The organism is Pararhizobium sp. DWP3-4 (assembly GCF_049898205.1).
Taxonomy (GTDB): domain Bacteria; phylum Pseudomonadota; class Alphaproteobacteria; order Rhizobiales; family Rhizobiaceae; genus Pararhizobium.
In genome coordinates this window covers 728,533-743,203 of sequence record NZ_JAFCXF010000002.1, presented here as the reverse complement: position 1 = coordinate 743,203, position 14,671 = coordinate 728,533, and the positions used below count along the sequence as shown (strand labels likewise).

26 protein-coding genes, 1 tRNA gene and 1 riboswitch are annotated in these 14,671 nt (G+C 59.2%); of the genes, 6 read left to right on the top strand and 21 right to left on the bottom strand.

All coding sequences use genetic code 11. The features are described 5' to 3' along the window. Positions 1 to 154: 154 nt before the first annotated feature. The gene (locus ACP7E6_RS08865) at positions 155 to 1,150 is read left to right on the top strand and encodes an Hsp33 family molecular chaperone (protein ID WP_426229336.1); all 996 of its coding nucleotides are present in this window, start codon (positions 155 to 157) and stop codon (positions 1,148 to 1,150) included. A gap of 13 nt (positions 1,151 to 1,163) precedes the next feature. Here ACP7E6_RS08865 and apaG read toward each other — a convergent pair whose 3' ends face one another. Further along, the gene (apaG, locus tag ACP7E6_RS08860) at positions 1,164 to 1,556 is read right to left on the bottom strand and encodes a Co2+/Mg2+ efflux protein ApaG (RefSeq protein WP_426229335.1); all 393 of its coding nucleotides are present in this window, start codon (positions 1,554 to 1,556) and stop codon (positions 1,164 to 1,166) included. 95 nt (positions 1,557 to 1,651) lie between these two features. Here apaG and ACP7E6_RS08855 point away from each other — a divergent pair, with 95 nt between their 5' ends. Beyond that, on the top strand, positions 1,652 to 2,272 hold the full coding sequence (locus ACP7E6_RS08855; protein ID WP_426229334.1) for a CDP-alcohol phosphatidyltransferase family protein: 621 nt from the start codon (positions 1,652 to 1,654) through the stop codon (positions 2,270 to 2,272). 48 nt (positions 2,273 to 2,320) lie between these two features. On the opposite strand, the gene ACP7E6_RS08850 is transcribed toward ACP7E6_RS08855, so the two are convergent. Then, positions 2,321 to 3,505: an O-succinylhomoserine sulfhydrylase gene (locus ACP7E6_RS08850; protein WP_426124009.1), complete on the bottom strand. Its 1,185-nt coding sequence runs from the start codon at positions 3,503 to 3,505 to the stop codon at positions 2,321 to 2,323. 44 nt (positions 3,506 to 3,549) lie between these two features. Further along, positions 3,550 to 3,628, bottom strand: a riboswitch (SAM riboswitch). Between the two features lie 108 nt (positions 3,629 to 3,736). Here ACP7E6_RS08850 and ACP7E6_RS08845 point away from each other — a divergent pair. Both ACP7E6_RS08845 and ACP7E6_RS08840 read left to right on the top strand, forming a co-directional pair. Next, the gene (locus tag ACP7E6_RS08845) at positions 3,737 to 4,834 is read left to right on the top strand and encodes a 2'-deoxycytidine 5'-triphosphate deaminase (protein WP_426229333.1); all 1,098 of its coding nucleotides are present in this window, start codon (positions 3,737 to 3,739) and stop codon (positions 4,832 to 4,834) included. Positions 4,835 to 4,900: 66 nt separating this feature from the next. Further along, positions 4,901 to 4,974, top strand: a tRNA-Gly gene (locus tag ACP7E6_RS08840). Positions 4,975 to 5,014: 40 nt separating this feature from the next. Here the strand turns inward: ACP7E6_RS08840 and ACP7E6_RS08835 are convergent. The 18 genes from ACP7E6_RS08835 to ACP7E6_RS08750 all read right to left on the bottom strand — a co-directional run bounded on the left by ACP7E6_RS08835 (position 5,015) and on the right by ACP7E6_RS08750 (position 12,799). Beyond that, positions 5,015 to 6,082 (bottom strand): tyrosine-type recombinase/integrase, encoded by a 1,068-nt coding sequence (locus ACP7E6_RS08835; protein ID WP_426229332.1) that lies wholly within the window; start codon positions 6,080 to 6,082, stop codon positions 5,015 to 5,017. Next, complete coding sequence (locus tag ACP7E6_RS08830; RefSeq protein WP_426229331.1) at positions 6,069 to 6,275, bottom strand: hypothetical protein; 207 nt, start codon at positions 6,273 to 6,275, stop codon at positions 6,069 to 6,071. The genes ACP7E6_RS08835 and ACP7E6_RS08830 overlap by 14 nt, the downstream gene beginning before the upstream one ends. Beyond that, a complete protein-coding gene (locus ACP7E6_RS08825) occupies positions 6,272 to 6,463 on the bottom strand; it encodes a hypothetical protein (protein WP_426229330.1) in 192 nt (63 codons plus the stop codon). Before ACP7E6_RS08825 ends, ACP7E6_RS08830 begins: the two co-directional genes overlap by 4 nt. Beyond that, on the bottom strand, positions 6,460 to 6,834 hold the full coding sequence (locus tag ACP7E6_RS08820) for an HNH endonuclease signature motif containing protein (RefSeq protein ID WP_426229329.1): 375 nt from the start codon (positions 6,832 to 6,834) through the stop codon (positions 6,460 to 6,462). Before ACP7E6_RS08820 ends, ACP7E6_RS08825 begins: the two co-directional genes overlap by 4 nt. Next, positions 6,827 to 7,870 (bottom strand): hypothetical protein, encoded by a 1,044-nt coding sequence (locus ACP7E6_RS08815; protein WP_426229328.1) that lies wholly within the window; start codon positions 7,868 to 7,870, stop codon positions 6,827 to 6,829. Before ACP7E6_RS08815 ends, ACP7E6_RS08820 begins: the two co-directional genes overlap by 8 nt. After that, the gene (locus ACP7E6_RS08810) at positions 7,867 to 8,391 is read right to left on the bottom strand and encodes a hypothetical protein (protein WP_426229327.1); all 525 of its coding nucleotides are present in this window, start codon (positions 8,389 to 8,391) and stop codon (positions 7,867 to 7,869) included. Before ACP7E6_RS08810 ends, ACP7E6_RS08815 begins: the two co-directional genes overlap by 4 nt. Further along, complete coding sequence (locus ACP7E6_RS08805) at positions 8,384 to 8,665, bottom strand: hypothetical protein (RefSeq protein WP_426229326.1); 282 nt, start codon at positions 8,663 to 8,665, stop codon at positions 8,384 to 8,386. Before ACP7E6_RS08805 ends, ACP7E6_RS08810 begins: the two co-directional genes overlap by 8 nt. Next, complete coding sequence (locus ACP7E6_RS08800) at positions 8,662 to 9,501, bottom strand: HNH endonuclease signature motif containing protein (protein ID WP_426229325.1); 840 nt, start codon at positions 9,499 to 9,501, stop codon at positions 8,662 to 8,664. Before ACP7E6_RS08800 ends, ACP7E6_RS08805 begins: the two co-directional genes overlap by 4 nt. After that, the gene (locus ACP7E6_RS08795; protein WP_426229324.1) at positions 9,498 to 9,776 is read right to left on the bottom strand and encodes a hypothetical protein; all 279 of its coding nucleotides are present in this window, start codon (positions 9,774 to 9,776) and stop codon (positions 9,498 to 9,500) included. Before ACP7E6_RS08795 ends, ACP7E6_RS08800 begins: the two co-directional genes overlap by 4 nt. Further along, on the bottom strand, positions 9,766 to 10,308 hold the full coding sequence (locus tag ACP7E6_RS08790; RefSeq protein ID WP_426229323.1) for a hypothetical protein: 543 nt from the start codon (positions 10,306 to 10,308) through the stop codon (positions 9,766 to 9,768). Before ACP7E6_RS08790 ends, ACP7E6_RS08795 begins: the two co-directional genes overlap by 11 nt. Beyond that, the gene (locus tag ACP7E6_RS08785) at positions 10,305 to 10,847 is read right to left on the bottom strand and encodes a hypothetical protein (RefSeq protein ID WP_426229322.1); all 543 of its coding nucleotides are present in this window, start codon (positions 10,845 to 10,847) and stop codon (positions 10,305 to 10,307) included. The genes ACP7E6_RS08790 and ACP7E6_RS08785 overlap by 4 nt, the downstream gene beginning before the upstream one ends. Beyond that, entirely contained in the window at positions 10,844 to 11,218 is a 375-nt protein-coding gene (locus ACP7E6_RS08780) for a DUF4326 domain-containing protein (protein WP_426229321.1), read from the bottom strand. Before ACP7E6_RS08780 ends, ACP7E6_RS08785 begins: the two co-directional genes overlap by 4 nt. After that, complete coding sequence (locus tag ACP7E6_RS08775; protein WP_426229320.1) at positions 11,215 to 11,445, bottom strand: hypothetical protein; 231 nt, start codon at positions 11,443 to 11,445, stop codon at positions 11,215 to 11,217. The genes ACP7E6_RS08780 and ACP7E6_RS08775 overlap by 4 nt, the downstream gene beginning before the upstream one ends. A 2-nt stretch (positions 11,446 to 11,447) precedes the next feature. After that, on the bottom strand, positions 11,448 to 11,624 hold the full coding sequence (locus ACP7E6_RS08770) for a hypothetical protein (protein ID WP_426229319.1): 177 nt from the start codon (positions 11,622 to 11,624) through the stop codon (positions 11,448 to 11,450). Continuing rightward, positions 11,621 to 11,959 (bottom strand): hypothetical protein, encoded by a 339-nt coding sequence (locus tag ACP7E6_RS08765; protein ID WP_426229318.1) that lies wholly within the window; start codon positions 11,957 to 11,959, stop codon positions 11,621 to 11,623. Before ACP7E6_RS08765 ends, ACP7E6_RS08770 begins: the two co-directional genes overlap by 4 nt. Then, a complete protein-coding gene (locus ACP7E6_RS08760) occupies positions 11,937 to 12,158 on the bottom strand; it encodes a hypothetical protein (RefSeq protein ID WP_426229317.1) in 222 nt (73 codons plus the stop codon). The genes ACP7E6_RS08765 and ACP7E6_RS08760 overlap by 23 nt, the downstream gene beginning before the upstream one ends. Further along, positions 12,158 to 12,331: a hypothetical protein gene (locus ACP7E6_RS08755; RefSeq protein ID WP_426229316.1), complete on the bottom strand. Its 174-nt coding sequence runs from the start codon at positions 12,329 to 12,331 to the stop codon at positions 12,158 to 12,160. Before ACP7E6_RS08755 ends, ACP7E6_RS08760 begins: the two co-directional genes overlap by 1 nt. A gap of 153 nt (positions 12,332 to 12,484) precedes the next feature. After that, complete coding sequence (locus ACP7E6_RS08750) at positions 12,485 to 12,799, bottom strand: hypothetical protein (RefSeq protein ID WP_426229315.1); 315 nt, start codon at positions 12,797 to 12,799, stop codon at positions 12,485 to 12,487. 215 nt (positions 12,800 to 13,014) lie between these two features. On the opposite strand from ACP7E6_RS08750, the gene ACP7E6_RS08745 reads away from it, so the two are divergent. After that, the gene (locus ACP7E6_RS08745) at positions 13,015 to 13,389 is read left to right on the top strand and encodes a hypothetical protein (protein ID WP_426229314.1); all 375 of its coding nucleotides are present in this window, start codon (positions 13,015 to 13,017) and stop codon (positions 13,387 to 13,389) included. Between the two features lies 1 nt (position 13,390). Here the strand turns inward: ACP7E6_RS08745 and ACP7E6_RS08740 are convergent, their stop codons facing one another. Next, the gene (locus tag ACP7E6_RS08740; protein WP_426229313.1) at positions 13,391 to 14,035 is read right to left on the bottom strand and encodes a S24 family peptidase; all 645 of its coding nucleotides are present in this window, start codon (positions 14,033 to 14,035) and stop codon (positions 13,391 to 13,393) included. A 146-nt stretch (positions 14,036 to 14,181) separates the two neighbouring features. Between ACP7E6_RS08740 and ACP7E6_RS08735 the strand changes: the two genes are divergently transcribed. Beyond that, on the top strand, positions 14,182 to 14,436 hold the full coding sequence (locus tag ACP7E6_RS08735) for a carph-isopro domain-containing protein (RefSeq protein ID WP_426229456.1): 255 nt from the start codon (positions 14,182 to 14,184) through the stop codon (positions 14,434 to 14,436). Positions 14,437 to 14,671: the final 235 nt, after the last annotated feature.

Below are 14,671 nucleotides of genomic sequence, written 5' to 3'. Positions count from 1 at the left end.
TCCGCGCCGCCGTCCTCCATGGAGGCGGCTGAGCGAACGGCCGTTTTTTCAGGAACGATCTGGACAAAGCGGGCTTGCGCAGGATCAATAGAAAGCATCGGACAGCGCCCCGGCCTTCATGGCGGGAAAACGTCCGAGGGCTAGGAGCAGAGTGATGACGGAAGCAGACTTTGGCCTCGGCCAGTTCGATTTTGCCGGCGACGATCATGTCGTGCCGTTTCAGGTGGAAGGCCTCGACGTGCGCGGCCGCGCCGTGCAACTCGGCCCGATGCTGGATGCGATCCTCGAGCGCCACAACTACCCCCTACCGGTCGCCCGTCTCGTTGCCGAAACGGTCGTGCTGACGGTACTTCTCGGCACCTCGCTGAAATTCGAAGGCAAGCTGATCATCCAGACCAAGAGCAATGGCCCGGTCGATCTGGTCGTCGCCGATTTCGCGACACCGGACCGGGTACGTGCCTATGCTCGTTACAATGAGGAAGCTCTGAAGATTGCGGAAGAGAATGGCCTGACCCAGCCGCAGCATCTGCTCGGCGAGGGCATCCTTGCCTTCACCATCGATCAGGGCGCGCATATGCAGCGCTATCAGGGCATCGTACCGTTGGACGGCGCCTCGCTGGAAGAGATTGCCGGCGTCTATTTCCGCCAGTCAGAACAGATCCCCACCAAGGTTCGCCTGGGTGTCGCCGAACTGCTCGATCGCGATGAGAACGGCAAGCCACGCCATCGCTGGCGGGCCGGCGGCATGGTCGCGCAGTTTCTGCCGGAAACGCCGGACCGCATGCGCCAGCGGGACCTGCACGGTGGAGATGGCGACGCGACGGATGCCAACGCTGACTTCGAGGTCGATGATCTCTGGGGTGAAGCCAGCGTCATGGTTCAGACCATCGATGCCGACGAACTGACCGATCCGACCGTTGGTACCGAGCGTCTGCTTTACCGGCTGTTCCATGAGCGTGGCGTCAAGGTCTATCCGCCGCAGGCCGTCTACGACAAATGCAGCTGTTCACGCGAGCGGCTGCGCGATGTGCTGGCCGCCCTCAGCCAGGACGATATCGACCATGCGGCGGAGGACGGAATGGTGTCGGTCAGCTGCGAGTTCTGCTCGACGACCTACAGCTTCGAGGCAACGGAAGTGAAGCCGCAGTAAGACGCTGCGGCCGTCAGTTCAGCGTCCGGTTCTGGCCGGGCGAATCCAGCGAGAAGGCGGGGATGGCGACGTTGAAGGACACGCCTTGCGTGGTTTCCATCAAATAGTGGCCGAACATTACCCCTGATGGCGTATCGAGCGGGCAGCCGGAAGAATACTCATAGGTATCGCCGGGGTTGAGAACCGGCTGCTCACCGATGACGCCAGGTCCATTGACCTCGTCAACCTGGCCGTTTTCATCGGTAATATGCCAGTAGCGCGTCATCAGCCGGACCGTCTCGTCGGACAGGTTCGAGATCAGGATCCGGTAACCCCAGACGTACCGGCTGTCATCCGGATCGGATTGCTCCTCCAGATAATAAGGCTCGACGGTCACCTCGATGTCGCGTGTCAGCGCGCGGTACATATGCAAACCCTTTTCAAGTCCATAGGCGATATTCTACAGCAAGATGGTTTCGTCAAGAATAATGGACAGCGTAAACTGTCTGGATAGGGCACAGCATGCTGGACGGTCATCTCAGGAAGCGGCTCGACCCTTGGCTGGATCGTGCAGGTCAAGGTTTGGCGGTGCGCGGTATCGGGGCGGACACGGTTACCATCATGGGTTTCGTGATCGGTCTGGCGGCCGGGATCGCCATTGTTCTCGACGCTTATGTCTGGGCCTTTGTTCTGATCGGCTTAAGCCGGATTTGTGACGGCCTCGACGGCGCCGTCGCCCGGGCGACCCGAAAAACCGATTTCGGCGGTTTCCTAGATATCGTGCTCGATTTTGCCTTCTACGGTCTCATCCCGTTCGCCTTCATCCTGGCCGACCCTTATGAGAACGGCGTTGCCGGCGGGCTCTTGCTGCTGTCATTCTATGTCAATGGCGCCAGCTTCCTCGCCTTTTCGATCATGGCTGAAAAACGCGGTCTTACGACGGATGCGCGCGGCGCGAAGTCGCTCTATTTCACCACCGGTCTTGCCGAGGCGACCGAAACGATCGGGGTCTTCCTGGCCTTCTGCCTGTTTCCGCAATGGTTTTGCGAGATCGCGGTGATCTTTGCGCTCGTCTGTTTTTATACGGCCCTGTCGCGCATCATGCTGGCACGGGCGAGCTTCAGGAGAGAAACCCAGGCATAGAAAAACGCCCGCGTCCGGCAGGACACGGGCGTTTCACAAAACTCGAAATCAGGCCTGAACCGACTTCAGAGCACGGGCGAAATCCTCGATCAGGTCTTCGCTGTCCTCGATCCCGGCCGAGAAGCGCACCGTGCCCGGCGAAATGCCGAGTTCGGCGCGGGCTTCGTCCGAAAGGTTCTTGTGCGTTGTCGTTGCCGGATGGGTGATCAGGCTCTTGCTATCGCCGAGATTGTTGGAGATCAGCACCACGTCCAGCGCGTTCTGCAGCGCAAAGGCCGCTTCCTTGCCGCCCTTCAGCTCGAAGCAAACCAGCGTCGAGCCGCCCTTCATCTGCCGGGCGATGATATCGGCCTGCGGATGGTCCTTGCGGCCGGGATAGATCACCTTGGCGACCTGGCTCTGCTCTGCGAGGAAATCGGCGACACGCGAGGCATTCTCGCTCTGCTGGCGCACGCGCAAGGGCAGTGTCTCGATGCCCTTCAACAGCGTCCAGGCGTTGAACGGCGAGAGGGCCGGGCCAGTGTGGCGGAAATAGTCGTGCAGGTGCTCGTTGATCCATTCCTTGTCGGACAGGATCACGCCACCGAGGCAACGGCCCTGGCCGTCGATATGCTTTGTGGCGGAGTAGACGACGATATGGGCGCCCAGTTCCAGCGGCTTCTGCAGCAGCGGCGTCGCAAAGACGTTGTCGACGATGACCTTGGCGCCGATCTGATTGGCGATCTTGGCGACGCCTTCTATATCGATCACTTCCAGCGTCGGATTGGTCGGGCTTTCGAGGAAGAACACCTTGGTGTTCGGCTTGACGGCCTTTTCCCAGTTTTCAAGGAAGCGCCCGTCGATCAGCGTGAATTCGATGCCGTATTTCGGCGCCAGCGTTTCGACCACCCAGCGGCAGGAGCCGAACAGGGCGCGGGCCGCAACGATATGGTCGCCGGCCTTCAGCTGGCAGAGGATTGCGGCGGAAACCGCAGCCATGCCGGATGCGGTGGCGCGCGCATCTTCGGCGCCTTCCAGCATGCACATGCGCTTTTCGAACATGTCGTTGGTCGGGCTGCCGTAGCGGGCATAGATGAAGCCGTCCGTCTCGCCCTTGAAGCGCGCTTCCGCCGCTTCCGAGCTGTCGTAGACGAAGCCTTGCGTCATGAAGATGGCTTCGGAGGTTTCGCCATGGTTTGAACGGGTCGTGCCGCCGTGAACGAGCTGTGTCGCGGGGCGCCAATTGTTGCTCATCGATTGTCTCTTTCAAAACAAAAAAACCGGCCGCGTAAAGCAAGCCGGTTTCAAACCCGGCCTTTTTAGCTATTTGTTTTACGTGGCTGCAAGCCGACCGGCCAAATCACCACGGGATAAGTCAGTATTTACTGATTAGCCGCGCTTGCGTCAATTCCCGCGAACAAGAAGATATGTCACAGGGACAATTTGGTTTATGACGTGCCGGGTGCGGCAAAGAGGACGATGGAAATGACCAGGGCCACAGGCATTCTAGCCGATCGCGCCATTGCTGCGCTGTTTGATGCGGGACGGTTGAAAAGCGAGGCAAAGCTCGATGCCGACCAGATCCAGCCGGCCAGCCTTGACCTGCGTCTGGGCTCGATCGCCTTTCGTGTGCGCGCCAGCTTCATGCCCGGTCCCGGTCATCTGGTGGCCGACAAGCTCGACCGGTTGAAGCTGCACGTCATCGATCTCTCCAAAGGGGCGGTGCTGGAAACCGGCTGCGTCTACATCGTGCCGCTGATGGAAAGCCTCGATCTTTCACCGGAAATGTCCGCGTCGGCCAATCCGAAAAGCTCGACCGGCCGTCTCGACATCTTTACCCGCGTCATCACCGATCGCGCCCAGGAATTCGACAAGATCCCGGCCGGCTATTCCGGCCCGCTCTATCTCGAAATCAGCCCGCGCACCTTCCCGGTCATCGTCCGGCGTGGTTCTCGCCTGTCGCAGATCCGCTTCCGCATCGGCCATGCGCTGCTCACCGAAACCGAAGTGCTGGCACTGCACGAAAGCGACGTGCTGGTCGCCAGCGACAAGCCCAACGTCTCCGGGGCCGGCATTGCGCTGTCGATCGATCTCAAGGGCACCGGTGCCGATGGCCTGATCGGTTATCGCGGCAAGCACCACACCGCCGTCATCGATGTCGACAAGAAGGCCGAGCACGGCATTTTCGATTTCTGGGAACCGCTCTACAGCCGCGGCCGCGACGAACTGATCCTCGATCCCGACGAGTTCTACATTCTCGTCTCGCGCGAAGCGGTGCATGTGCCGCCGCTCTATGCCGCCGAAATGACGCCGTTCGATCCGCTGGTCGGCGAATTCCGTGTCCATTATGCCGGCTTCTTCGACCCCGGGTTCGGCCACGTCTCGGCCGGCGGCAAGGGCAGCCGCGCGGTGCTCGAAGTCCGCAGTCACGAAGTGCCGTTCATCCTCGAGCATGGCCAGATCGTCGGCCGCCTGGTCTACGAGCACATGATCGAGCGCCCCGAAGGGCTTTACGGCCTCGGTCTCGGTTCCAACTATCAGGCCCAGGGCCTGAAACTCTCCAAGCATTTCCGTTCGGAGTAAATTCCGCCGGAAAAGCGGCTGCCGCCTTGACAGGCAGCCGTGCTTGGTGGAAACCTCGGGCGCAAGGCGGGTATGATGTAGTGGTAGCTTGTCAGCTTCCCAAGCTGATCGTGCGGGTTCGATTCCCGCTACCCGCTCCACTTTGTTTCTCAGGGCTTTGCGGCCAATCTCGACAGCCCCTCAAACAGACGGTTTTACAGGTAGTTTTACAGTCTTCGTTCTGGCTTTGGCCTTGTCGATCTGTTTGATCACCGCTTCCGTGGCTGCGGTACGGCTCACATATCGACGAATAATCTTGTCCACGGTGTCTTCTTCCCAGCCCATAATCTCTGCAATGACCCTCACAGACAGCCCGGCAAGGTAGAATTTTGTCGCCGCCGTTCCACGCAGGTCATGAAAGTGTAAGCCTGCCGGGATCAACTTGGCTTCTTCGGCCTCGTCCCTGGCTTTGGTGAAGACGGAAGAAAAACCATCCTTCGACCAAGGTCTCTTGCGGCTGTTTGTCAGGATGGTGACTTGGCGTTTCGGTATCTCGGCAAGCAGCTCGCGCAGCTCAGCGTAAATCGGGATGACTGCCTCACGACGGTGGTTGCTCTTGCCCGTGGAAATCACGATGGCGTTTTCACCAACGTGCGTCCACGCCAGTCGAAACAGATCGCCCGCCCGAAGCCCTGTGAGTGCGGCCAGGCGTACGCCCCAGCTCACCTCGGTAGAGCATTTTGCAAGGATCGCTGTTATGTCCTGCTCCTCCCAGATAATCGCAGAGCGATCATTGGTGTAGATCTGCTTGATGCCTTCGCACGGGTTCGTCGCAATCTTCGAAAGGGGATCTACGGCATAAGACAGGACGCGGGAAAGCACCTGAAGACCATAGTCGGCTGCCCTCGGCGTCGCCGCATACTTGCCGCGCCACTGCCGAATGACCGGCCGGATCTTCTCCGGACGGTCGAAAAGCCGGATGCTCATATCGCCGAAGTGGATGCTGATGCGGTCCAACCAGCCCGACCAGTTCTTTTTGGTGCTGGCGGCCAGCTTCTGATAGTCGGGGCTGGCGCGATAAAGTGTGACCAGCGTGCGGAATTTCGCTGCGTCCGGTATCCGTCTCTGCTCAATGGCCTCGTTGTAGGATTTCATGAAGGCATCCGTGCCAGGCTCGCCCTCAAGGCGGGGGCCTCCGCGCCATGCGTAGTAATAGACGCTGCCCTTGGCCTTAACCGTATGGATGCCCTTCAGATCAACTGTAACCATTTTTCACCTTGAATGCCTCAAGCTCACGATCAAGTGCGGATTCTTCGCTCTCGTCAACTGCCGGCCGCATTTGGTGCGGTGAAACGCGGATTGTCGTGCCGTTGCGGACGATCTCGATCATGACGTTCTTGGCTGTCGCCAGCGCTGCGATCTGATTCAGTTCCACCTTGTTGATGGTTGCTGTTCGGCTCATGGCTTGTCCTCCGGTTTATGCCGGATCTTCGTCGGCGGGTGAATGGCGCGGACCGCGTTTGCCAGTAGGCTGCGATCCGTGGTGTCGACAGTCTCGATCACCTGGATGGCGAGATCGCGAGCTTGTCTAAAACCCTTGAGATACATCTGCTGCCGGCGGCGCTTGTTGCTGTCGAGTTCTGCCCTCACGGCATCACCTCCTCGCATTCAAGCGACGGCCCGCCGTTATGACCAAGCCGCGCACGGCGCGCCTCTTCCCGTCGTATGGCGTTGCGCTTACGGGTGACCATTTGAACGTGCTTATCGTTGTCCGGCCTGACACAGCGGCGGTTGCGGCAGACGTGGTCCAGCTCCTTCTTTCCGGGGATGAAGCCGTGCTCATTGGTCCACATGGCTTTGTGAACAGCAACCGTCTGACCGTCCAGCGACATGCGGGGATAGTCTGCCCCCCGGCCCTCGTTACCCGAAGTCGGGCCGGTCCAGTTGTAACAGCCTGTCACAGGGTCGATCTCGACCCGCGCCATGATCTTCGCTCGGATGCGGTCGCGGCGACTACTCATCGGTTTCCGCCCCCGGAGCGGGAGTAGGATAGGCTTCGCCTCGCTCGATCGCCTCGGCAAGGACCTTGATCTTGTCTTCGTTCTGCGCTTGTGCGCCATGCGTTCCACCATCACGCGTTGCAGCTAAAACAGCAGTCTCTGCATGTTCACCCGCCACATTCGGTGTTGGCGGTGTGTTGCTGGCAGCCGTTTTGAGATCGGCGCACACCATGGCGATTTCTTTCGGAAGACCCTCCATGAAGCCGACCGACGCTTGCGGATGGATATAGGCGCCGTTTGGCAAAGCAGCCGCCGCATCGCTGATGATTTTGCGTAGCGCGGCGTTCTCGACCCCCATCAGTCTCGTTGCGGGCGGTGTGGAATCGTTGCCATTGTTCTGGTAGTCTGCGGCTGTGGAGCGGCAGTAGGCTAAAGCCAAGTCCGAGCACGACAGGGTTCCGCATGGCGGAGTAGGCGAAAGCTGAGGCCCACAAGCGTCGCGGTTGTCCGCTCCACTAATCTCTTTCGGTGCGGGCGATGCCGCATTTCGGAAAGCTTCCGCAAGGTAGGTTTCGACGCTCTCCAAAACAGCCTCAACCACCGGCGCTACATTGCTCTCACCTTCCAGGCCTCGCCGGATCGCGGTGCGGAGTGCGGATCGATCCAAGGTGGGCGTCACCATGTCCGGTACGGGCGGGTTGGCTTCGGGCGCAGGAGTTGGCCAAGTAAAGAGCGCGACCTCCATCGGCCCCGGTTTGTCACGCGGTACCGTCATTAGGTATTCGCTGCTGCGATCGGCGATCAGCTGGCCGAACGCCTTTTGCGAAATGAAGGCCAATGGCTCGCTGCTGACTACCGGATAACCTGCATCGACCATCCGTCGTTTAAGCATGGCGGTAACCTCCCAGAGGTTGTCATCGGTCATGCAGAAATCGGCTGTCGGCTTATCCGGAGTGCGGACCAAGACGGTGACTTTCGCGCCGGGTTTGAAGTTGGCAAGGATCTCGTCCATCCTCTCTTGAATGCCTTCGGCGGTGCGCTGAAGAAGATCACTCATCGGCCGGCCCTCCACACGAAGGGCGCAGGGATCAGCTCGCCGTCCTTTAAGGGCTCGCCATCGGCGTTGACGTAGCTTTCCCGCCCCGGGCCACAGCAGCCAGCGTGAAGATGACCGGTATCGTCGCTGTTCCAGTAGACCATGTCGCCGTCTTCAAACGGCATATCGCAGGCAGAGCACAGCTCTGCCTCGTCTTCGCTGACCGGTTCCAGAACACGAAGCTCGTTGGCAAAGGCTTCACGCGCGCCGACCTGCGCCCATATGATGCAGAGACGGCTTTCAACTAGGTGCAGGACGGCCGCGATCTGATCCTCGGAAAGTGCAAGCAAATTCTCTGCGGGCGATTGCGTATCGCCGGTAACGGGCACAGTCCGCCAATCGTGACTGATTGACGGCCGTGGCGAATACACCCGCCGCTCCCACTTCTGTTCAAGGATGTCGTTGTTCCAACGGAGATGCGAAGTCGGCTCTTCGCCGCTGACTTCCGAGAGGTCCGGAGCGCCAAAGGTAAGATCACTCATCGGCTGAGCCCTCCGACTTGAGGGCGGCGTTCGGGTGCTTTGGCATGGGTTGCCAAGCGATAGGGCGCACAAGTCCGCTGTTCGGGCTGGTGACCCACCCCATGACATAATCGCGCTTACGCCTGTCGTAGTGGGCGGCGCCCCAATATCCTTCGCTGACATCGCCGTGTGGCAAGGCGAGTAAGATGTTTTTTCGCCCGGTTAACTCCGCCGTGTCCATTGGTTGCCACGCTTCCACATTCTGTGAGGGCGGTGGGTTTTGGGTGTCGCTCATGCTGATTTCCTCCTGCGAACCTGCGTCACCGCATGTTTCAGCTTGGCCACGGCCATGATGGTCGGTTTGATTTCAGGGGCGGCCTGGTCGTAGTGCATGCCAAATCGGCCGTTCAGCCGCGGCAAGACTTCACGCGGGATCAGTTCCCAATTCGACGGGTCGCAATTTGTCTTGTCCTCGCCAATGCACTTCAGGACGAAACCATCCGGGATCGGGCCGTTAGCTTGCTCCCACAGCCAGCGATGCTTGTGCATCGGGCGGGTCGCAGCACCAGTCCAGGGATTGACCTCATCCACGATTATGATCGCGTAGCCATCCTTGCTGTCGATGCGTTCGTGGCCTGCGCCTTGATGGTTGTGCGGAAGTCGGCCGGGTCGAAATTGTGTGCGCTGCGCGTTCGGGTGCAGCCCACCTGTTCCAGGTGCGCATTTTTTGCCCTTGTTGAGAGGTTCCGCGCCCTTCACAAAATGTCCGGTTCGGCCTGTCTTCCAGCCCTCGCGCTTCCGCAGGCCGTGAAGATTGGCAGCAGAAACATCTTCTCGGCCGAACTCTTTGCAGAAAGCCGGATGGTATTCGCTGATCGGCATCGAGCAATGGTTTCGCAGCCACGTGATCTCGGCATCGCTAAAGCGCCGGCGGCGACCGATATAGCGCCCGCCGTCGCGGCCGACCTTCCATCCCTTGCGCTTGCGCAACTGATTGAGGTGGCAGAGAGATACGTCGTCGCGCCCGAACGCGGCAACAAAGGCGCGATGATAGTCGCTGATCACCAGCTTAAAGTTTGCTTCGAGCCAGACCATCTCTTCGGCACTGTAGGGGATAGGGCCGCGTCTCATTTCTCGGTCCCATCGGTGATCGCCTTGCCCTCCAAAGTTTCTGCCGGCCGGAAGATCGTCGGAAGCATCGGCTTAAAACGGTCGCCGTGGTTGGCAACGAGGGTCGCAGCCTTGAGAGACAGTTCGGAGTTTCGGATAAGCTGTTCGCTGACGGCAACGATAGCGTCCGTCCGCTTCACCTCGTTCTCGATCTGATCGGACGTCAGGTTTTCTTCGCTCAAACGCTCAAGCTGAGAGAACAGATGATTATTGAGATCGATGAGCCTATTTTTCATGAGCGGTCTCCAGGGTGGCAGCGGCGCGGTCTAGGCGCTCGATTTCGGCGAGTATGAGCGCGGCTGCTTTGACCAGGTCGCGGCGCTGGCCGGCTGGCTTCCACCACTCGGCGTCCCAGGGCCACGCTTCGGGCTTGGGAAGCGACTTGCCACGCTCGTCGCACTGGCTGGCGGTCAACAAGCCGAGACCTTGCATCTTCGCGGCAACCGCTGCGTTCTGCAGGTAGCAGGTTGCTGCCCACACCATCTCGCCGGACGTGTAGTGATCGTCCTCGTCGATGCGGAAATCTTCGACTTCTACCTGCCGGCGGCGCTCAGCCAGAACGTCTTGAGACCCCCGCGAAAGATCTTGGGGTGGTGGGGTGCGCAGGCGCTCAATCTGGTCGGCGGCCTCGTCGCAGATTGTGTGCTTGACTGGATCGCCGAATTCGTCACGCGGCCGATATCGGCGAAGGCGGGCGACGATATCACTCAAAGGAAGACCTTCGGGTGCTGACATTGCAATCGTGCCCTGGTGTTCGATCTCGGTCATAGCTTTCTCCATGCGTAAAAGTCGGCCAGTAGATTTTTCCAGCGAGCAAGGGCGGCCGGGTCAGTGTTGAGTTCGGCGCGCGACTGGACCGCAAGGATGTGGCGCACGCGGGTGTTGATGCGCTCTATGTCGGACTGGTCGGTCAGCTGGTGACGCTCCAGCAGGTAGCGGCGGAAAACCCTGTCGTTGCAGAGGCGTCCGCAATGTTGGGCATGATCGGTCTCTTTCTCCTTGCGGCGTCGCTCGCGCTCGGCGGTCGCCTCGGGAGGCTCTTGGCTGCGGATGACGCGGCACGCTTCGACGAACAGCGCGTCGAGTGCGGCAAGGTAGGTTCGGGCACGCAGGATCAAACGCTGGTCGGCAAAGCCGCATTCGGGCAGGATAGATGCCATCGGATCGACGCGTCCGGTAAGGCGGTCCTTGCTGCAAAGCTCGGTGCGTCCCTCGGCGACGTTGTAGCTCTCGCTCCATTCCTCGCTGGAAAGACCAAGCGTCTCGCGGATCTCCGGCAACATGCGTTTGGCATCAGCGAGGTTCATCCGCCCACCTCGTCGCAGGTCATCCGGCTGGCGGCCGTCAGAAGCACGTCAGCATGGCAGGGCTTTCCGTCCAGAGCGCACCAGCAGGCGAGATTTTTGCCCCTTAGGCTGGCGAGATTGTCGGAAACGTAGTGGCGGATCTCGCGCTGCTTCTCGACTGAGGGCGATAAGGCTATAAAGTACCCCCGCGTAAGCATGGTGATGTAGAAATCAACGCACTCGGAGCGCGTGCCATCCTTGCCGACGATGAACGGGTTCCCCCATTTCGACGGCCGTGCGACGTTGACGGCCGAGAGGCCGTTGGTGGCGATCGACATCGCTTGCAGATCGAAACCTTTGGCGCGAGAAAGACGGAGGCGAAGGGGTGTCATGACCTTCCGTCCTCTACGAGTTCGACCAACGCCTCGCCGAGCGCCTCGGCAAGGGTCCTTGCTTCGCGGGCACATGTAGACCCATTTGCGACGCAACCGGCTAGAACTGCCATCATGGCTGCAAGAGCGTCTTCGTATTCGAAGCCTTCCAGTAGCGACATGACCGCTCGCGCAATCTGGGTCTGAGTGTCGTTCAGGGGGCCGGTGTCGACGGTAACGTCAGTCATAGCTAGAAGTTCTCCCTGACGATCTTGATCTTGTTGATCGACTGTTCCGGCCTCTGCTTCTTCATGCGCTCGCGCACTTCGGCCGCGTCGCAGGCGTCGATATCAAACGGTTGGATTGCCGGGTCGTTGAAATGGACCCGGAATGGCAGCATAGGGCGCTCGATCGGGGCTGGCTTCATGGCCTTCCCTCCAGGGCTGCGACATGCATTGAGATCTTGGCGACTGAGAATGGGCGAATGTCGTAGCCGCCGTCGCGGCGCGATCTGGGGCGAAACAGCACGATTCGATCGCGTTTCACCTGGTACGGTGCCCGGCGCTCACTCAACCAGCGGCCCCGGCGGGTCGCGAGAAACACCTCCATGACGGAGTACGACACGCCGTGGCGTTTCGCGATCTCACGCGTCGGATAGCCCGCGAACACGTCGGCCCGGATCGTCTCGACGACGGCGGGTATGAACTCGTGTGTTGCTCGTGCTGGGGCGGCGGAGACCTTAAGCTGACTGGTGTGCGTCATGGAGGCGGCTCTCCTGCTGCTGTCTGTCACGCTGCTGGCGCAGGCGGGTTGTGGATTCTCGTGCGGGATCGTCGAACCACGCGACGCACAGGTCTTCAGGGTCGAGGCCATGGCGGGCCGCGATCTGCTCGAAGGAGCCTGATGGCTCCACGGCGTCGCGGCGGCATTCGGCCAAAGCTAATTGAAGGGCGCGCGACATCAGACGCGGGCCTCAGCATAGTGCCACGCAGCCTGGCGGTGAATGCCGGCGGGGATGAGCGCGGCGCTCATGAAGAGGGCCATGAGCAAACCGAAGAGGACAATGGCAAGCAGACGACGATCCTGACGTACCTGCAGGCGTGCAAGTTCATAACTGGTGAGGCGATGCTTCATGACATTCTCCAAAAAATGAAGGCGACAAGGCCGTGTATGGGGAGGGTGGCGAGCGCGCCCGTCAGAAACCAACTCAGGAACGGCGAGGCGGCTGGCGCCTCGTCAGCGACAACGACTTCGCCGGTTTCCGTGAGCGTGCGGGTGTCCATCGGGTTAGGCCGCGCGACGGGCGGGAACGCGGACCTTGGAAAGAGGCTCGGCCTTGGCCATCGCCATCTCACGGGCGGCATCGCCGTAGAGGTCTAGATGGGATTGGCTGAAGCCGAGCAGTTTCAGGTGGCGATCGGTGCAGCCGTCGCCCTGGCGTCGCATTCCCTCTGCCATTGCTTCGATGATTTGACGGGGGGAAGCGTTGTCAAATTTGTTCGTGGTCATTTCCGTTCTCCATGGCGCCAGGATGGCGCGGACAAACTGGAAAATAAATCCAATAGTCTGAAAGGTCAATCCGTAATTGGATTTAAATTCCATATTGATGATTCGACTCGACTCGACAGTTAATTTCTGGATTTATGAGAACCAAAGGAGAACAAACGTTATGTCAGTTGCGCTTCGACACAAGCCTCGCGTCTTCAATCTTCACCTTCGATGCTCAAACTGCTTGCGGGAAAGTGAGCGGCGCATTGACGTGCCTGCTGTGGACGACGCGCCGGAGGACATAGACGAACTCATTGAGAGTGGTTTGCTTGGCGAAATGCGATTTCACTGCATGGATTGCCAATGTCTGGTCGGAAACATCATCGGTATTGGACAGGAGAAGAATTATGACCTGTAGGGATGTGATGAGTTTTGTAATTGTGCCCCCGCCAGACAATCGCGGCTCGCTTACTCAGCAGGAGAAACTAATTGACCTTCTGCTGCGAAAGTTTCCGGGCTACAGCTTCAGGGTTACTAAGCTATCCCCAGTAGGTCACGGCCCAGACTTCGGGGTGTATCCTGTGATGAACTTTCTTGGTCCCGATGGTGAAATGCTTTTGTGCACCGAGCCAAAAAGCTGGCTGATTGCGGGGATACGCGAAGCATGCTCGCGTTTCATGAAGACCGAAGCGCTGGCAGCGTAAGTTAGAATGTCAGATCGTTCTGAATGCTTCGAGCTAATGCAATTATCTCTACTTTCACGCCATCGTCGGCATTAATGTCTCTGTAAATAACAATTGGCTTATGCTTAGGGTTTGTTGATCGAGGGTGAAATTCGGTCCGATCCTGATAGATCTCTACCTGCTTAACCGACCACTCTCTTGTTTGCCCTCCGTCGCGCGTTCGCTCGACCACTACGACCATACGGTCTCGCAGTACCGCTTCATGTGCGACATCTTCATAGGCAACGCAAACGATGCGGTCGCCATCCAAGATCGGCCTGGGGCTTAGATCATTCATGGAATCCCCGGATACGTCGAACACCAGCATACGAGCGTGCGGGAACCGCTCGTCGGCCGGAACGGAAATTAAAACCTGTTCAGACTGGTCGAACTCGTCGATTTCGCGAAACGATCCAGCTTCGACCCGCCCTACGATTGCTGCTGCTACGAGTTTGCCGGCGGAAGGGGTGACGTCATTTTCCCCAACTTCAGTGCCATCTCGCAGCCACACCAATGGCCGCCTGATCGCCTTAGCAAGCGCCTCCAAGGTGTCCCCGCGCGGGTTTTCAACTTCGCCACGCAAATATTTGTTGATGTTGTCGTAAGGTATTCCTGTGCGACGAGCCATCTCAGCCTTATTCCAGCCAAGCTCGCTCCGCCTCTGATCTAATCTCTGCCACCAAAACATGCTAACCATCATACTTTCGGATTTATTTTCCGGTTTGGAATTCGAGTGCCTTGAAGTTGGAATTAAAATCCAGTATTGGTGCACCTATGAGCGAAATCTCGATTAGGAAGATCATCAAGGATGCGGGTGGCCCCGATGCGATTGCGCGCGCCAGCGTTACAGCTGGCGCTGAGATTTCCCGCGACGCGGTCTACAAGTGGACGAGGACTGGAATACCAGATCGTCACTGGCCGACGATCATTGCGTTGACGGCATACGGGCCAACGGAGCTGTACCTCGCAAATTGCGCGGTCAGAGAGGTCTCGACGGAGTTCCAACTCACCCATGAGGCCGCTCAATGATGTCTTATCGGTTCCCCCAGCAAGGCAGAGAGACCGTGGGGTTCCTCCCCTCTCCCACGGGCCTTGCCGACTGGCCCCGGCATCTCCTCCTCCCAGCCGGGGCCACTTTGTTTTTTGGTTTGCCATGTTCCTGCGGTCCTCCGTGATCTGATGGGCTGACATTCGCAAGTTTCATCTCTTCCCACTATGGGAAAACCCGCTCGAAATTCCCGGCGCGGGAAAGGCTTTTTTGCGC

Bases quoted from the DNA above. Each gene is read 5' to 3' on its own strand.
- ACP7E6_RS08865 (WP_426229336.1), top strand. From the start codon at position 155: ATGACGGAAGCAGACTTTGGCCTCGGCCAGTTCGATTTTGCCGGCGAC.
- apaG (WP_426229335.1), bottom strand. From the start codon at position 1,556: ATGTACCGCGCGCTGACACGCGACATCGAGGTGACCGTCGAGCCTTAT.
- ACP7E6_RS08855 (WP_426229334.1), top strand. From the start codon at position 1,652: ATGCTGGACGGTCATCTCAGGAAGCGGCTCGACCCTTGGCTGGATCGT.
- ACP7E6_RS08850 (WP_426124009.1), bottom strand. From the start codon at position 3,505: ATGAGCAACAATTGGCGCCCCGCGACACAGCTCGTTCACGGCGGCACG.
- ACP7E6_RS08845 (WP_426229333.1), top strand. From the start codon at position 3,737: ATGACCAGGGCCACAGGCATTCTAGCCGATCGCGCCATTGCTGCGCTG.
- ACP7E6_RS08835 (WP_426229332.1), bottom strand. From the start codon at position 6,082: ATGGTTACAGTTGATCTGAAGGGCATCCATACGGTTAAGGCCAAGGGC.
- ACP7E6_RS08830 (WP_426229331.1), bottom strand. From the start codon at position 6,275: ATGAGCCGAACAGCAACCATCAACAAGGTGGAACTGAATCAGATCGCA.
- ACP7E6_RS08820 (WP_426229329.1), bottom strand. From the start codon at position 6,834: ATGAGTAGTCGCCGCGACCGCATCCGAGCGAAGATCATGGCGCGGGTC.
- ACP7E6_RS08815 (WP_426229328.1), bottom strand. From the start codon at position 7,870: ATGAGTGATCTTCTTCAGCGCACCGCCGAAGGCATTCAAGAGAGGATG.
- ACP7E6_RS08810 (WP_426229327.1), bottom strand. From the start codon at position 8,391: ATGAGTGATCTTACCTTTGGCGCTCCGGACCTCTCGGAAGTCAGCGGC.
- ACP7E6_RS08805 (WP_426229326.1), bottom strand. From the start codon at position 8,665: ATGAGCGACACCCAAAACCCACCGCCCTCACAGAATGTGGAAGCGTGG.
- ACP7E6_RS08800 (WP_426229325.1), bottom strand. From the start codon at position 9,501: ATGAGACGCGGCCCTATCCCCTACAGTGCCGAAGAGATGGTCTGGCTC.
- ACP7E6_RS08795 (WP_426229324.1), bottom strand. From the start codon at position 9,776: ATGAAAAATAGGCTCATCGATCTCAATAATCATCTGTTCTCTCAGCTT.
- ACP7E6_RS08790 (WP_426229323.1), bottom strand. From the start codon at position 10,308: ATGACCGAGATCGAACACCAGGGCACGATTGCAATGTCAGCACCCGAA.
- ACP7E6_RS08785 (WP_426229322.1), bottom strand. From the start codon at position 10,847: ATGAACCTCGCTGATGCCAAACGCATGTTGCCGGAGATCCGCGAGACG.
- ACP7E6_RS08780 (WP_426229321.1), bottom strand. From the start codon at position 11,218: ATGACACCCCTTCGCCTCCGTCTTTCTCGCGCCAAAGGTTTCGATCTG.
- ACP7E6_RS08775 (WP_426229320.1), bottom strand. From the start codon at position 11,445: ATGACTGACGTTACCGTCGACACCGGCCCCCTGAACGACACTCAGACC.
- ACP7E6_RS08770 (WP_426229319.1), bottom strand. From the start codon at position 11,624: ATGAAGCCAGCCCCGATCGAGCGCCCTATGCTGCCATTCCGGGTCCAT.
- ACP7E6_RS08765 (WP_426229318.1), bottom strand. From the start codon at position 11,959: ATGACGCACACCAGTCAGCTTAAGGTCTCCGCCGCCCCAGCACGAGCA.
- ACP7E6_RS08760 (WP_426229317.1), bottom strand. From the start codon at position 12,158: ATGTCGCGCGCCCTTCAATTAGCTTTGGCCGAATGCCGCCGCGACGCC.
- ACP7E6_RS08755 (WP_426229316.1), bottom strand. From the start codon at position 12,331: ATGAAGCATCGCCTCACCAGTTATGAACTTGCACGCCTGCAGGTACGT.
- ACP7E6_RS08750 (WP_426229315.1), bottom strand. From the start codon at position 12,799: ATGGAATTTAAATCCAATTACGGATTGACCTTTCAGACTATTGGATTT.
- ACP7E6_RS08740 (WP_426229313.1), bottom strand. From the start codon at position 14,035: ATGGCTCGTCGCACAGGAATACCTTACGACAACATCAACAAATATTTG.
- ACP7E6_RS08735 (WP_426229456.1), top strand. From the start codon at position 14,182: ATGAGCGAAATCTCGATTAGGAAGATCATCAAGGATGCGGGTGGCCCC.